This is a genomic window from Stenotrophomonas sp. AS012628, from assembly GCF_010608305.1.
In the GTDB taxonomy this organism is placed as follows: Bacteria; Pseudomonadota; Gammaproteobacteria; order Xanthomonadales; family Xanthomonadaceae; genus Stenotrophomonas; species Stenotrophomonas geniculata.
In genome coordinates this window covers 11,638-24,857 of record NZ_VMBJ01000016.1, presented here as the reverse complement: position 1 = coordinate 24,857, position 13,220 = coordinate 11,638, and the positions used below count along the sequence as shown (strand labels likewise).

Sequence of the window (13,220 nt, the reverse complement as noted above, 5' to 3'; positions counted from 1 at the left end):
GTCAGGCCGATGCAGGGTGCGAGCGTTCGCAGCGGCAGGGTATCCTCGCCTGCTGATGATCCAGCATGGTCGAGAAACCAGGCAGAGTACGCGTTGAACATCGTCATTGTTGACGACCAGACGTCCGCCCGGACGATGCTGCGTCACGTCATCGAAGACATCGCGCCCGAACTGAGCGTGTATGACTTCGGTGATCCGCTGACCGCATTGGCCTGGTGCGAGGCGCATCCGGTCGACCTGCTGCTGCTCGATTACCGCATGCCGGAGATGGACGGGCTGGAGTTCGCCCGCCGTTTCCGCCGCCTGCCCAAGCATCGCGACATTCCGGTGATCCTGATCACCGTGGTCGGCGACGAGCCGATTCGTCAGGCGGCGCTGGAAGCGGGGGTCATCGATTTCCTGGTCAAGCCGATCCGCCCGCGCGAACTGCGCGCGCGCTGCTACAACCTACTGCAGCTGCGCCAGCAGACCGAGAACGTGAAGCAACGCGCGTTGTCGCTGGAACAGCGCTTGCTGGCGAGCATGCACGAGGTCGAGGAACGCGAACGCGAGACCCTGTCGCGATTGGCGCGGGCGATCGAGTTCCGTGATGCCGGCACCAGCGCCTACCTTGAGCGCATGGCACGCGTGGCAGGGCTGATCGCCGAGCAGCTGGGCCTGCCCGAAGACGACGTGCGCCTGATCGAGATGGCCGCGCCCCTGCATGACATGGGCAAGATCGCCATTCCCGATGCCGTGCTGCTCAAGCAGGGCAAGCTCAACGACGAGGAGCTGGCGATCATGCGCCGGCACCCGCGCATCGGCCATGAACTGCTCAGCGGCAGCCAGAACCGCTTCATCCAGGTCGGCGCATTGATCGCGCTGCGCCACCACGAACGATACGACGGCAGCGGCTACCCGGATGGGCTGGTCGGTGAGGCGATTCCGCTGGAAGCGCGCATCGTCGCCGTGGCCGATGTCTTCGACGCACTCATCTCACCCCGTCCGTACAAGGAAGCATGGACCATGGAAGCCACACTGGCTTATCTGTACGCCCAGCGTGGCCGACTGTTCGACCCGCGCTGCGTGGATGCGCTGATGCGCGGTCACCAGCAGTTGATGGATATCTGCGCCCAGCACTCGACGGCATCGACGCGACCGGGTGGGTGACATGCAGGACCTGTTCGCACGCGTGAGGCGTCGGCTGGCGCAGCGTCCGGATTCGGAACATGGCCAGGCGATCGTGCGGGTGGTGCTGATCTCGCTGATCCTGGTCTATGTACTGTTGTCCGGTGCCCGCCTGCACCGGCTGGACCAGTACCAGGGCGTGCTGGCAACGGTGCTGACCGGGCTGGGCCTGTCGCTACTGCTGTGCGGTTGGCTGCTGTGGAAGCCTGAGCGCTCGGACCCGCGGCGCGTGGCCGGGATGCTGGCCGATTACGGCCTGATCGCGGTCGGCATGATCCAGATGGGCGAGCCGCTGGCGTGGGTGTATGCGGTGGTGATGTGGGTCACGGTGGGCAACGGCCTGCGCTTCGGGCCGCGCTACCTGGCCGCTGCCATCGTGCTGGCGATGGTCAGTTTCGGCACCACCGTGCTGTTGACCCCTTACTGGCAGGCCAACCTTGGCCTGGCCATTTCCCTGTGGTTGGGGTTGCTGGCAGTACCGTTGTGCTGCTCCTCCCTGCTGCGCCGAAGGATGCGACATCCGACCATGGATACGACGCCCGCCGCTGGCTCCGACAAGCGCTCGCTGCTGGCCCGCTTCAAGCAGCGCCTTTCCGGGCGCGAGGACAGCGAGCACGCGCAGAACCTGATCCGCATCATCATCACGGCGCTGTTCATCAGCTATCTCGGCTGGCGTTCGCTGAGCGGTGGCGGTGAAGCGTTGACGACAACGTGGCTGATCCTCGCCTTCGAGCTGACCATTTCCGCCGGCCTGCTGACCGCGATCCTGGTCAATCCGGGTGTGTCGCATGTGCGCAGGGTGATCGGCATGCTGACCGACTACACCTGCATGGCCTGGATCATGACGATCCAGGGCGAGCCGGCGGCACCGCTGTATGCGGTGATGCTGTGGGTCACGATCGGCAACGGCATGCGCTACGGCAGCACCTACCTGCGCGTGGCCACTGCCATGGGCTGCCTGGCCTTCCTGTGCACGGTGATGCTGTCGCCATACTGGCGCGGCCACGACTATCTGGGCTGGGGCCTGCTGCTGGGCCTGGGCGCGATTCCGCTGTACTTCGATTCGCTGCTGCATGCCTTGACCCGGGCGGTGGCCGAGGCGCGCCAGGCCAATGAAGCCAAGAGCCGCTTCCTGGCCAACATGAGCCATGAATTCCGCACGCCGTTGAACGGGCTGGCCGGCATGACCGAGGTGCTGGCCACCACCCGCCTGGACGATGAACAGCGCGAGTGCCTGAACACCATCCAGGCCTCGACGCGCAGCCTGCTGGCGCTGGTGGAAGAAGTGCTGGACATCTCCGCGATCGAAGCCGGCAAGGTGCGCGTGGAGTGGCACGAGTTCGCGCTGGCCGATGTGCTGCAGGCGATCAACCTGATCCTCACCCCGCAGACCCGCTCCAAATCGCTGGACTATCGCGTGCAGGTGGACGACAACGTGCCGCCGCGCCTGCTGGGTGATGCCGGGCATCTGCAGCAGATCCTGCTGAACCTGACGGGCAACGCGGTCAAGTTCACCGACAGCGGCTACGTGCATCTGCGCGTGTCCAGCCCCGATGCGCCGGGCAGCGAGCGGATGCGCCTGCGATTCGAGATCGTCGATACCGGCATCGGCGTGCCGATGGCGTTGCGCGGGCGCCTGTTCAATGCCTTCGAGCAGGGCGATGTCGGCCTGGCCCGTCGCCATGAAGGCACCGGTCTGGGCACGGCCATTGCCAAGGGCCTGGTCGAGTCGATGGGCGGGCAGGTCGGCTATGCGCCGAACAGCCCGCGCGGCAGCGTGTTCTGGGTCGAGATCACGCTGGACGTCGCAGACACCTCATCAGCCCCGGCGGTTCCGTCCGAGGTGGCTGAAGCTGGGAATGTCATCGCGTTTTCCAATCCCTTCCTGCGCCATCGTGCACGGGTGCGCAGCCTGCGGGTTCTGGTGGCCGACGACCACGAAGCCAACCGCATGGTGCTGCAGCGGTTGCTGGAGAAGGCCGGCCACAAGGTCACCTGCGTCAATGGCGGCGCCGAAGTGCTGGATGCGTTGGAGCAGGCCAGTTACGACGCGGCGATCGTCGACCTGCACATGCCCGGCATGAGCGGACTGGATCTGCTCAAGCAGTTGCGGGTGATGCAGGCCAGTGGCATGCCTTACGTTCCAGTCATGGTGCTGAGCGCGGACGTCACCCCCGAGTCCATCCTGCGTTGCGAGCAGGCCGGTGCCCGCGCCTTCCTTGCCAAGCCCGTGGTGGCCACCCGCCTGCTTGAAGTGCTGGCCGATGTCGCCGCCAACACCCGCGCCGAGTCCGGCATCCAGTCGGTGCCGGCATTGCCGGTCGGCGATGGTGTGCTCGATACCGCAGTACTGGACGAGTTGGCGTCGCTGGGCATGGGCGATGGCTTCGAACGCAAGTTCATCGACCAATGCCTGGCGGACGTCGACGCGAGCATGGGCCAGCTGCAGGGCTGCGGCGAGCGCCAGGCCTGGGAGGATTTCCGCGAGCACGCACACGCGCTGCGCGGTGTGGCGAGCAACCTGGGGCTTGTCCAGGTTGCCGCCTCCAGTGGCGAAATCATGCGCATGGCGGACTGGCAGCTGAAGGGTGAATGGAGCGCCCGCCTCGGCAGCCTGGCGACCGCCCTGCGCAACGGCAGGAATGCGTTGGCTGCCCGTGGCGCGGGGGCACCGCACCGCGACGACAGCGAGCGCAGCCCGTCCTGACCCGCCAGACGCTCAGGCCGGGTCGCCATTGCGCCGGGCCTGCGCCCGTACCAGCCGATCCATGGTGCGCAGGGACTTCTCGCCGAGCTGCATGGCGGTGTCCACCCAGATCTCGGTGATCCGCATCATTTCATGCAGCGGCACCATGGTGGCGATCTCGTTGACCTCACGCATCGCTGCCCATGCGTGCGGAATGCGCCGGCTTTCCTTGATCACCTGTTCGACCGCGGCGACGCCTTCGCCCACCGGCACCACGATGTCGACCAGGCCCATCTCCTTCAGCTGGCTGGCGGTGTAGAGGTTGCCTTCCAGCATGATCTTCTCGGCCAGGCGCGGGCTGATCCGCTGGCACAGGAAGGAGTAGGCGCCCATGCCCGGGAACAGGTCGAACAGCACCTCGGGCAGGCCCATCAGCACGCCTTCCTCGGCGACGATGGTGTGGCAGCTGAGTGCGGCCTCGAAGCCGCCACCCAGTGCATTGCCCTGGACCAGGGCGATGCTGTGGGCACGGGTGCCCAGGCCGGCATGGAAGGCATGCACGCCGCGCACGCAGCGCTGGGCATAGTCGAGCAGGCGGGCGCGGTCGCCTTCACGGATCAGGCGGCAGAACAGTTCGAGGTCGCCCCCCAGGTTGAACACGTCACTGTCCGAGGCAAGAACGACATGGGGTGACAGGGCGTGCGAGGCGCTGAGGCGGTCGCCCAGGTCGCGCTGGTAGTCGACGATGTCATCGACCAGGCGCGAGGCGAAGCACGGCCGGCCTGGCTGGTTGACCAGGTTGGCGTGCATGTGGATCCAGTAGACATCCCGCTCGGGCTCCTCGGTGATACGCAGGGTAGGGTGCTGCGAGGGGCGGGTGATGATGGGGCGTACTGCGGACATGGGAGTTCTCCGTGTGACCGTCCGGCCAACCGCAGAGCGGACGGAGAGGAGTGAGGGGGCGGGCTGAACGTGCGGCGGCGACTGATTCTATGCACCCGTCGTGAACCGCCCGCAAGCGCTGTACCGGCCATGTTCCGGTAACAGAAAGACCCCGCCGTCTCCGGCGGGGTCCCTGTATTGTCCCGTTGCCCGGAAACCCTTACTGGGCGGGCGTATCACGCAGCTCGCGACGGAGAATCTTGCCGACATTGGTCTTCGGCAGCTCTTTTCGGAATTCTACGATTCTGGGGTGCTTGTAACCGGTCAGGTTTGCCCGTGCATGTTCCTTGACCATTTCCGCGGTCAGGTTCGGGTCCTTCTTCACGATCACGACCTTGACCACTTCGCCGGACTTCTCGTCCGGGACACCGACGGCGGCGACTTCCAGCACGCCCGGCATCATCGCGATGACGTCTTCGACCTCATTCGGGTACACGTTGAAGCCGGACACCAGGATCATGTCCTTCTTGCGGTCCACGATGTAGAAGAAGCCCTTTTCGTCCATCTTCGCCATGTCGCCGGTGTGCAGCCAGCCGTCGGCGTCGATGGCGGTGGCGGTTTCTTCCGGCCGCTGCCAGTAGCCCTTCATTACCTGCGGGCCCTTGATGCACAGCTCGCCCACTTCGCCCAGCGCCAGGATATTGCCGTTGTCGTCCTTGATGCAGGCATCGGTGGACGGGATCGGCAGGCCAATGGCGCCGTTGTACTCGGGCAGGGTGAGCGGGTTGATGCAGGCTGCCGGCGAGGTCTCGGTCAGGCCGTAGGCTTCGACCAGGGTCACGCCGGTGACCTTCTTCCAGCGTTCGGCCACGGCACGTTGCACCGCCATGCCGCCGCCCAGAGTGAACTTGACCGAAGAGAAGTCGATCTCGTCGAAGCCCGGGGTGTTGAGCAGGCCGTTGAACAGCGTGTTGACGCCGGTGATGGCAGTGAAGCGGGTGCCCTTGAGCTCCTTGACGAAGCCCTTCATGTCGCGCGGGTTGGTGATCAGGTGATTGCAGCCACCGAACTTCATGAAGACCAGGCCGTTCGCGGTCAGCGCGAAGATGTGGTACAGCGGCAGGGCAGTGATGATCACTTCCTTGCCCGGCTCGATGCCCGAGGTGGACAGCCACGCCGACGCTTGCTGCATGTTGGCGATCAGGTTGCGGTTGGTCAGCATCGCACCCTTGGCCACGCCGGTGGTACCACCGGTGTACTGCAGGAAGGCGATGTCGTCGTGGTCGATCTCGACCGGCGGAAGCGCGTGGCGGCTGCCCAGCTTGAGCGCCTGCTTGAAGCGGACGGCGCCCTTGATGTGGTAGTTGGGCACCATCTTCTTGACGTACTTCAGCACGAAGTTGACGATCGCGCCCTTGGCGCCGAGCAGGTCGCCCAGGCCGGTGGTGACCACGTGCCTGACCGGCGTGTCGGCGATGACCTGCTCGACGGTGTCGCCGAAGTTGTCGACCACCACCAGCGCACTGACGCCCGCGTCGACCAGCTGGTGCTTGAGTTCGCGCGCGGTGTACAGCGGGTTGACGTTGACCACGGTCAGTCCGGCGCGCAGCACGCCGAAGGTGGCCACCGGGTACTGCAGGCAGTTGGGCATCATCAGGGCGACGCGGTCACCCTTCTTGAGCTTGAGCTCACCCAGCAGGTAGGCGGCGAACTGGGTGACCAGCGCATCCGTCTCACCATAGGTGAGGACCTTGCCGAAGCTGGAGTAGGCGGGACGGTCGCGGAATTTCGCGACGGAAGCGTCGAAGACCGAGGCGACCGAATGGAATTCGTTGACGTCGATTTCGGCGGGAACGCCTTTCGGATAGCTCTGCAGCCAGGGACGATCCAGACTCATATTCCCCCTCCAGGAATCGTGATGTATTAGGTTCGGCCCTGAGCGTAGCGACAATGGCCGTTCATTGCAGCATACCCCGCCGTAGGGAAAACGCGAAGAGGCCCCGAAGGGCCTCTTTGCTGGGTAGTGCCGGCCGCTGGCCGGCATCTGCGCTCGATCGGGCCGCTTGCGTCAGCCCTGCTTGCGCACCGGTGCACCGTTGGCCTTGTAGTACGGCGCGGTGCTGCGGGCCAGCGGGGTGCGGCCGCGGATCACGTCGGCCAGCTTCTCGGCCATCATGATGGTCGGCGCGTTGAGGTTGCCGGTCACCACTTGCGGCATGATCGAAGCATCGACGATGCGCAGGCCTTCCAGCCCGTGCACGCGGCCCTGGCCGTCGACCACCGCCATCGGGTCATCGGCGTGGCCCATCTTGTTCGAGCACGACGGATGGTAGGCGGTCTCGGCATGTTCGCGGACGAACGCATCGATCTGCGTATCGGTCTGCAGCGCGCTGCCCGGGGAGATCTCGCGGCCGCTGTACGGTGCCAGCGCCGGCTGCGCGAAGATCTCGCGGGTGATGCGGATCGCCGCGCGGAACTCACGCCAGTCCTGCTCGTGCGACATGTAGTTGAACAGGATGCTCGGATGTTCGCGCGGATCCTTCGAACGCACATGGATGCGGCCGCGGCTGGGCGAGCGCATCGAACCGACGTGCATCTGGAAGCTGTGCGCCTTGATCGGGTTGGAGCCGTTGTAATTGATCGCCACCGGTAGGAAGTGGTACTGCAGGTTCGGCCAGTCGAATTCGGCATCGCTGCGGATGAAGCCACCGGCCTCGAACTGGTTGCTGGCGCCGATGCCGGTGCCCAGGAACAGCCACTCGGCACCGATCGCCGGCTGGTTGTACAGCTTCAGTGCCGGCGCCAGCGACACCGGCTTCTTGCATTCGTACTGCAGGTACATCTCCAGGTGATCCTGCAGGTTGGCGCCGACGCCTGGCAGGTGGTGCACCAGGTCGATGTCCAGGCTGCGCAGCAGGTCGGCCGGGCCGACGCCCGAGCGCTGCAGGATCTGCGGCGAGGCGATGGCGCCGCCGCACAGCAGTACTTCGCGGCGGGCGGTGGCACGCTGCGGCTGGTCGTTGTGCAGCCACTGCACGCCCACCGCACGCTTGCCCGAGAACAGGATGCGGTCGGTCAGCGCGTGGGTGACGATGGTCAGGTTCGGACGCGGCTTGGCCAGGTCCAGGTAGCCGCGGGCAGTGCTGGAGCGACGGCCCTTCGGGGTCACCGTGCGGTCCATCGGGCCGAAGCCTTCCTGCTGGTAGCCGTTGAGGTCGTCGGTGCGCGGATAGCCAGCCTGCACGCCGGCTTCGACCATCGCCGCGAACAGCTCGTTGTTGCCGGCCTTCGGCGTGGTCACGCGCAGCGGGCCGTCGCCACCGTGGTAGTCATTGGGGCCGATGTCGCGGGTTTCGGCCTTGCGGAAGTAGGGCAGGCAGTCCAGGTAGGTCCAGTCTTCCAGGCCCGGCATGCTGGCCCAGTTGTCGTAGTCCATCGCGTTGCCGCGGATGTAGCACATGCCGTTGATCAGCGACGAACCGCCCAGGCCCTTGCCGCGGCCGCAGTCCATGCGGCGGTTGTTCATGAAGGGCTCGGGATCGGTCTTGTACGCCCAGTTGTAGCGCTTGCCCTGCAGCGGGAAGGCCAGTGCCGCCGGCATCTGGGTACGGAAGTCGAGCCGGTAGTCCGGGCCACCGGCTTCCAGCAGCAGCACGCTGACGTCGGCATCTTCGGTGAGGCGGGTGGCCAGCACGTTGCCGGCCGAACCGGCGCCGATGATGATGTAGTCGTACTCGTTGTGGGTGCTCATGGGTGTCTCCTGCAGGCCGGGGCGCGCTGCATGCAGGCGTCCCGGCGGAATGTCGGATCGGCGCGGTGGCCGGACGAGGGGGCGTGCTTGGGGCGCGCCGGTCAGAACACGCTGGCGTAGTCGCCCAGCTCGACCTGCACCGACTTGATGCGGGTGTAGTGGCCGAGGGTGGAGATGCCGTTCTCGCGGCCGACGCCGGATTCCTTGTAGCCACCGACCGGCATTTCGGCCGGCGATTCGCCCCAGGTGTTGATCCAGCAGATGCCGGCTTCCAGGCGGTGGATGATGCGGTGGGCGCGGCTGACGTCCTTGCTGACCACACCGGCGGCCAGGCCGAAGGTGGTGTCGTTGGCGCGGCGCACCACTTCGTCCTCGTCGTCGTAGGCGAGGATGCTCATCACCGGCCCGAAGATCTCTTCCTTGACGATGGTCATGTCATCGCGGCAGTCGGAGAACACGGTCGGCAGCACGTAGGCGCCATTGGCCAGCGCGCCTTCGGTGGCACGCCCGCCGCCGGTCAGCAGGCGGGCGCCTTCGGCCTTGCCGCTTTCGATGTAGCGCAGCACGTTTTCCATGTGCGGGAAGCTGGTCAGCGGGCCGAAGTTGGTCTCGGCGGCCATCGGGTCGCCGATGCGGATGCGCTTGACGCGCTCGACAACAGCGGCTTCGAACGCGGCCAGCATGCTGCGCGGCACGAACACGCGGGTGCCGTTGGTGCAGACCTGGCCGGAGCTGAAGAAGTTGGCCATCACCGCGATGTCGGCGGCGCGGTCCAGGTCGGCGTCGTCGCAGATCACCAGCGGCGACTTGCCGCCCAGCTCCATGGTCACTTCCTTCAGCGACGAGGATGCGGCGCTGGCCATCACCTTCTTGCCGGTGGCGACGCCGCCGGTGAAGGAGATCTTCTCGATCACCGGGTGCTCGGTCAGCCACTGGCCGATCTCGCGGCCCGGGCCCTGCACGACGTTGAACACACCGGCCGGCACGCCGGCTTCGGTGTAGATCTCGGCCAGCCGGATCGCGGTCAACGGGGTGACTTCGGAGGGCTTGAACACCATTGCGTTGCCGGCGGCGAGGGCCGGGGCCGACTTCCACATGGCGATCTGGATCGGGTAGTTCCAAGCACCGATGCCGGCGACCACGCCCAGCGGCTCGCGGCGGGTGTAGAAGAAGCTCGATTCGCGCAGCGGCAGCTGGATGCCTTCGATGGCGGTGGCCAGGCCGGCGTAGTACTCGACCACGTCGGCGCCGGTGACGATGTCCACGGTGGTGGTTTCGGCCAGCGCCTTGCCGGTGTCCAGGGTTTCCAGGTGGGCCAGTTCGTCGTTGCGCTCGCGCAGGAGCTCGACGGCACGGCGCAGGATGCGCGAACGCTCCATGGCCGTCATCGCGGCCCACACCTTCTGGCCTTCGGCTGCGCTCTGCACGGCACGCTCGACGTCGGTCTGGCTGGCGACCTGCACTTCAGCGATCACCTCGCCGGTGGCCGGGTTGATGGTCTTGAAGGTCTTGCCGCTGGTGGCATCGACGCGCTGGCCGTGGATGTAGAGCTGTTGGACGGGCAGGGTGGTCATGGGGCGTACTCCTTGGAAGGGGGCGGGTGCTGAAGCGCTTATAGCGCGACAGCCTGCAACTGGAAGTCGATATAGCCGTAAGCGATGCGCCGGGACTTCTCGGCATTGAACTGGCCGCCGACCAGGCTGCCGCGCAGCCACAGGCCGTCAATCATCGCGGCCAGGCCGCGGGCGGCCAGGCGGGCCTGCGGGTGGGGCAGCAGGCGGTTGAACTGGTGGCACAGGTTCGAGAACAGGCGCTGGTCGTTGGCGCGCTGCAGCCGGGCCAGTTCCGGCTGGTGCATGCTCGCGGCCCAGAAGGTGAGCCAGACGCGCATGGCGGTGCCGTTGATCTGGCTGTCGTCGAAGTTGCCATCGACGATGGCGCGCAGCTGCTCGCGCGGGTCGTCGCTGGCGTCGGCCCGGTAGCGGGCGACCGCGTCCTTCAGTTCGCGCAGGATTTGCCGCATTGCAGCATTGAGCAGGCCGTCCTTGTCGCCGAAGTAGTGGGCGACGATGCCGCTGGACAGCCCGGCCTTCTTCGCGATGGTGGCGACGGTCGCATCGGCCATGCCGATCTCGTCGATGGTCTGGAAAGTGGCCCGGATCAGCTGCTCGCGCCGTACCGGTTCCACGCCTTTCTTCGGCATTGTCTCTCCACGGATTGCGACCCGAAGGATCGGGCTGCCCGCCATTATGCTTTTTATTGATTGAACGTTCAATCAATAAACCCTAGGATGCGCTCGCGCCCCACGCCATGGGCCCGGTTTACCGGTCCGGCCCCGCCCATGTGCTCCCTCGGACTTGATGAGACGACCCCATGTCTTCCCTGGCTCATCCCAAGCGTTCGCCCCTGCGCTTGAACCGTTTTGTGTTCTTCAGTTCCTCGGTGTCGATCGGCATCCTCGGGCTGCTCACCGTTCTCTATCCCGAAGGCAGCGAGCACTGGCTGCAATGGGCGCAGGCCGAAGTGTCGGCCGCGTTCGGCTGGTGGTACATGCTGCTGATCGTGCTGTGCCTCGGCTTCGTGCTGTGGCTGGCGTTCTCGCCGTATGGCCGCATCCGCCTGGGCCACAACGAGGAATCACCGGCCTTCGGCTACGTCGCATGGGTGTCGATGCTGTTCTCGGCCGGCATCGGCATCGCGCTGCTGTACTACGGTGCCTACGAACCGCTGGACCATTTCCTCAATCCGCCCGGGCAGCCCGGCGGCACCGTGGCCGCCGGCCGCGAGGCGATGGTGCTGACCTTCCTGCACTGGGGCCTGCACGGCTGGGCGCTGTACGCGCTGGTCGGCGTGGCGCTGGGCTACTTCGCCTACCGCCGCGACCTGCCGCTGGCGTTGCGCTCGGCGCTGTACCCGATCTTCGGTGAGCGCATCCATGGCCGCATCGGCGACATGGTGGATGGCTTCGGTATCCTGGCTACGCTGATCTCGATGGTGACCAACCTCGGCATCGGTGCGCTGGTGGTGCAGTCCGGCCTGGTCTATCTGTTCCACATCCCGGATACGCCGCAGGTGCTGGTGGCGATCGTGCTGGTGATGATGGTGGTGGCCACCATCGGTGTGGTGGCTGGCGTGGAAAAGGGCATTGCCTGGCTCTCCAACCTCAACGTGCGTCTGCTGTGCGGTCTGCTGCTGTTCGTGCTGGTCACCGGCCCGACCCTGCACCTGTTCGACGGCCTGATCCAGAACACCGGCGATTACCTCGGCGCGTTCGTGCGCAAGAGCTTCGACATGTACCTCAACGACCCGAAGGGCCGTGAGTGGATGGGTTCGTGGACACTGTTCTACTGGGCCTGGTGGATCGCCTGGGCGCCGTTTGTCGGCCTTTTCGTGGCGCGCATCTCGCGTGGCCGCACCATCCGTGAAGTGATCATGGGCGTGCTGCTGATCCCGCTTGGCTTCACCCTGGCTTGGCTGTCGATCTTCGGCAACACCGCCATCGACCTGGTGCTCAACCATGGCCAGGCGATCCTGGGTGAGGTGGCCCAGCACGATGCGGCGATGACGCTGTTCAAGCTGCTGGAATACCTGCCCGCCGCGCCGTATGTAGCCGGTGCCGCGGTGGTGATCGGTTTCGTGCTGTTCCTGACCCCGGTCGATTCGGGCACGCTGATGATCGCCAATCTGTGCACCCGTCGTGTCGATGACGGCGTCGAGGACGGTCACGACGCACCGATCTGGCTGCGCGTGTTCTGGGCGGCCGGCATCACCGTGGCCAGCGTCGGCCTGCTGCTGGCCGGCAACTTCAGTGCGATGCAGACCGCAGTGGTGCTGTGCGGCCTGCCGTTCTCGTTTACCCTGGCGTTCTACATGTGGGGCCTGCTGAAGGCGCTGCGTACCGACCCGGACGCGCCGCGGCGCTGAGGTCAGGAGGTCGCGATTTCGTTGTTGTCTGAAAGACAGCTGCGCCTGCCGGCTGCAATCATCGCTCGACATTTCGCTGCTGGAGTCGAGTGATGATTCGCACGCTGGGTCGTTCTTTATTGTTGTCCCTTTCCTGCCTGCCTGCGGCGTTGGCCGCACCTCCGGTGCAGCTTGATTTCCCGGTGCTGGCGCTGGGCGAAACCGCGCCGGTACGCCTGCAACTGGCTCCGCATGCGGGCGGGCTGGCTGCCTACTCGATCCACACGAACAGCAGGTACAGCGCAGTAGTCAGTGGCTACGAGGTGACCAGTGTGCAGTGCCCGCCGGGCTTCCAGTCCAACCTGTATGGCGAAGGCCGCGGCGCGGTCTGCTATCGCACCGAGGACGTGCCGCATGCTGGAGGCGTGATGGTGGTGCAGGTCGTCAACGTCGACGCACCCGATGGACACACCGCCTGGGAAGAGGGGCTGGGCTTCCTGGATGCCCATGGTCCGCTCCAGAATGCCCCGTGGCATCTCTTTGGTGTGCGACCTTGAGCGTGTAAAGCAGACGGCCGGATCCTTGGATCCGGCCGTCTGGGTAATGCAGGTGGTCGCAGTAGAGCGAGCTCGACTCTACTTGGCTGCCAGCTGGCGCAGCACGTACTGCAGCAGGCCGCCGTGGTGGGCGAGGAGGCGCGCTTGCGAACCACTGGTTCGCGCGTCTCCGCAGCGCCCCCGCGCTGGCGCGGGGGCCGGGCTTCCGCCCGTTGGTACCGGGGGAAGGCTCAGCGACCTGCCAGCTGGCGCAGCACGTACTGCAGCAGGCCGC

9 protein-coding genes are annotated in these 13,220 nt (G+C 65.9%); 4 read left to right on the top strand and 5 right to left on the bottom strand.

The window, feature by feature from the left end; translation table 11 throughout:
• The first annotated feature begins 9 nt into the window (after window positions 1-9).
• Complete coding sequence (locus G5A07_RS09505; RefSeq protein WP_006364528.1) at window positions 10-1,149, top strand: two-component system response regulator; 1,140 nt, start codon at window positions 10-12, stop codon at window positions 1,147-1,149.
• Window position 1,150: 1 nt separating this feature from the next.
• The gene (locus tag G5A07_RS09495; protein ID WP_262405882.1) at window positions 1,151-3,874 is read left to right on the top strand and encodes a response regulator; all 2,724 of its coding nucleotides are present in this window, start codon (window positions 1,151-1,153) and stop codon (window positions 3,872-3,874) included.
• Window positions 3,875-3,886: 12 nt separating this feature from the next.
• On the opposite strand, the gene G5A07_RS09490 is transcribed toward G5A07_RS09495, so the two are convergent.
• From G5A07_RS09490 to betI, 5 genes are all read right to left on the bottom strand, one after another.
• A complete protein-coding gene (locus G5A07_RS09490) occupies window positions 3,887-4,756 on the bottom strand; it encodes a crotonase/enoyl-CoA hydratase family protein (protein WP_049413283.1) in 870 nt (289 codons plus the stop codon).
• A gap of 199 nt (window positions 4,757-4,955) precedes the next feature.
• Window positions 4,956-6,632: a long-chain fatty acid--CoA ligase gene (locus G5A07_RS09485; protein WP_010482498.1), complete on the bottom strand. Its 1,677-nt coding sequence runs from the start codon at window positions 6,630-6,632 to the stop codon at window positions 4,956-4,958.
• 171 nt (window positions 6,633-6,803) lie between these two features.
• On the bottom strand, window positions 6,804-8,486 hold the full coding sequence (gene betA / locus G5A07_RS09480) for a choline dehydrogenase (protein WP_191863205.1): 1,683 nt from the start codon (window positions 8,484-8,486) through the stop codon (window positions 6,804-6,806).
• A 101-nt stretch (window positions 8,487-8,587) separates the two neighbouring features.
• Entirely contained in the window at window positions 8,588-10,060 is a 1,473-nt protein-coding gene (gene betB / locus G5A07_RS09475) for a betaine-aldehyde dehydrogenase (RefSeq protein WP_191863204.1), read from the bottom strand.
• A gap of 38 nt (window positions 10,061-10,098) precedes the next feature.
• Entirely contained in the window at window positions 10,099-10,689 is a 591-nt protein-coding gene (betI, locus tag G5A07_RS09470; RefSeq protein WP_005409501.1) for a transcriptional regulator BetI, read from the bottom strand.
• A 170-nt stretch (window positions 10,690-10,859) separates the two neighbouring features.
• Here betI and G5A07_RS09465 point away from each other — a divergent pair, with 170 nt between their 5' ends.
• Both G5A07_RS09465 and G5A07_RS09460 read left to right on the top strand, forming a co-directional pair.
• Window positions 10,860-12,410 (top strand): BCCT family transporter, encoded by a 1,551-nt coding sequence (locus G5A07_RS09465; RefSeq protein WP_049453529.1) that lies wholly within the window; start codon window positions 10,860-10,862, stop codon window positions 12,408-12,410.
• A 92-nt stretch (window positions 12,411-12,502) separates the two neighbouring features.
• Complete coding sequence (locus G5A07_RS09460; protein ID WP_191863203.1) at window positions 12,503-12,946, top strand: hypothetical protein; 444 nt, start codon at window positions 12,503-12,505, stop codon at window positions 12,944-12,946.
• Window positions 12,947-13,220 lie beyond the last annotated feature (274 nt).

Bases quoted from the DNA above. Each gene is read 5' to 3' on its own strand.
- betB (WP_191863204.1), bottom strand. From the start codon at position 10,060: ATGACCACCCTGCCCGTCCAACAGCTCTACATCCACGGCCAGCGCGTC.
- betI (WP_005409501.1), bottom strand. From the start codon at position 10,689: ATGCCGAAGAAAGGCGTGGAACCGGTACGGCGCGAGCAGCTGATCCGG.
- G5A07_RS09490 (WP_049413283.1), bottom strand. From the start codon at position 4,756: ATGTCCGCAGTACGCCCCATCATCACCCGCCCCTCGCAGCACCCTACC.
- G5A07_RS09485 (WP_010482498.1), bottom strand. From the start codon at position 6,632: ATGAGTCTGGATCGTCCCTGGCTGCAGAGCTATCCGAAAGGCGTTCCC.
- G5A07_RS09505 (WP_006364528.1), top strand. From the start codon at position 10: ATGCAGGGTGCGAGCGTTCGCAGCGGCAGGGTATCCTCGCCTGCTGAT.
- G5A07_RS09495 (WP_262405882.1), top strand. From the start codon at position 1,151: ATGCAGGACCTGTTCGCACGCGTGAGGCGTCGGCTGGCGCAGCGTCCG.
- G5A07_RS09465 (WP_049453529.1), top strand. From the start codon at position 10,860: ATGTCTTCCCTGGCTCATCCCAAGCGTTCGCCCCTGCGCTTGAACCGT.
- betA (WP_191863205.1), bottom strand. From the start codon at position 8,486: ATGAGCACCCACAACGAGTACGACTACATCATCATCGGCGCCGGTTCG.
- G5A07_RS09460 (WP_191863203.1), top strand. From the start codon at position 12,503: ATGATTCGCACGCTGGGTCGTTCTTTATTGTTGTCCCTTTCCTGCCTG.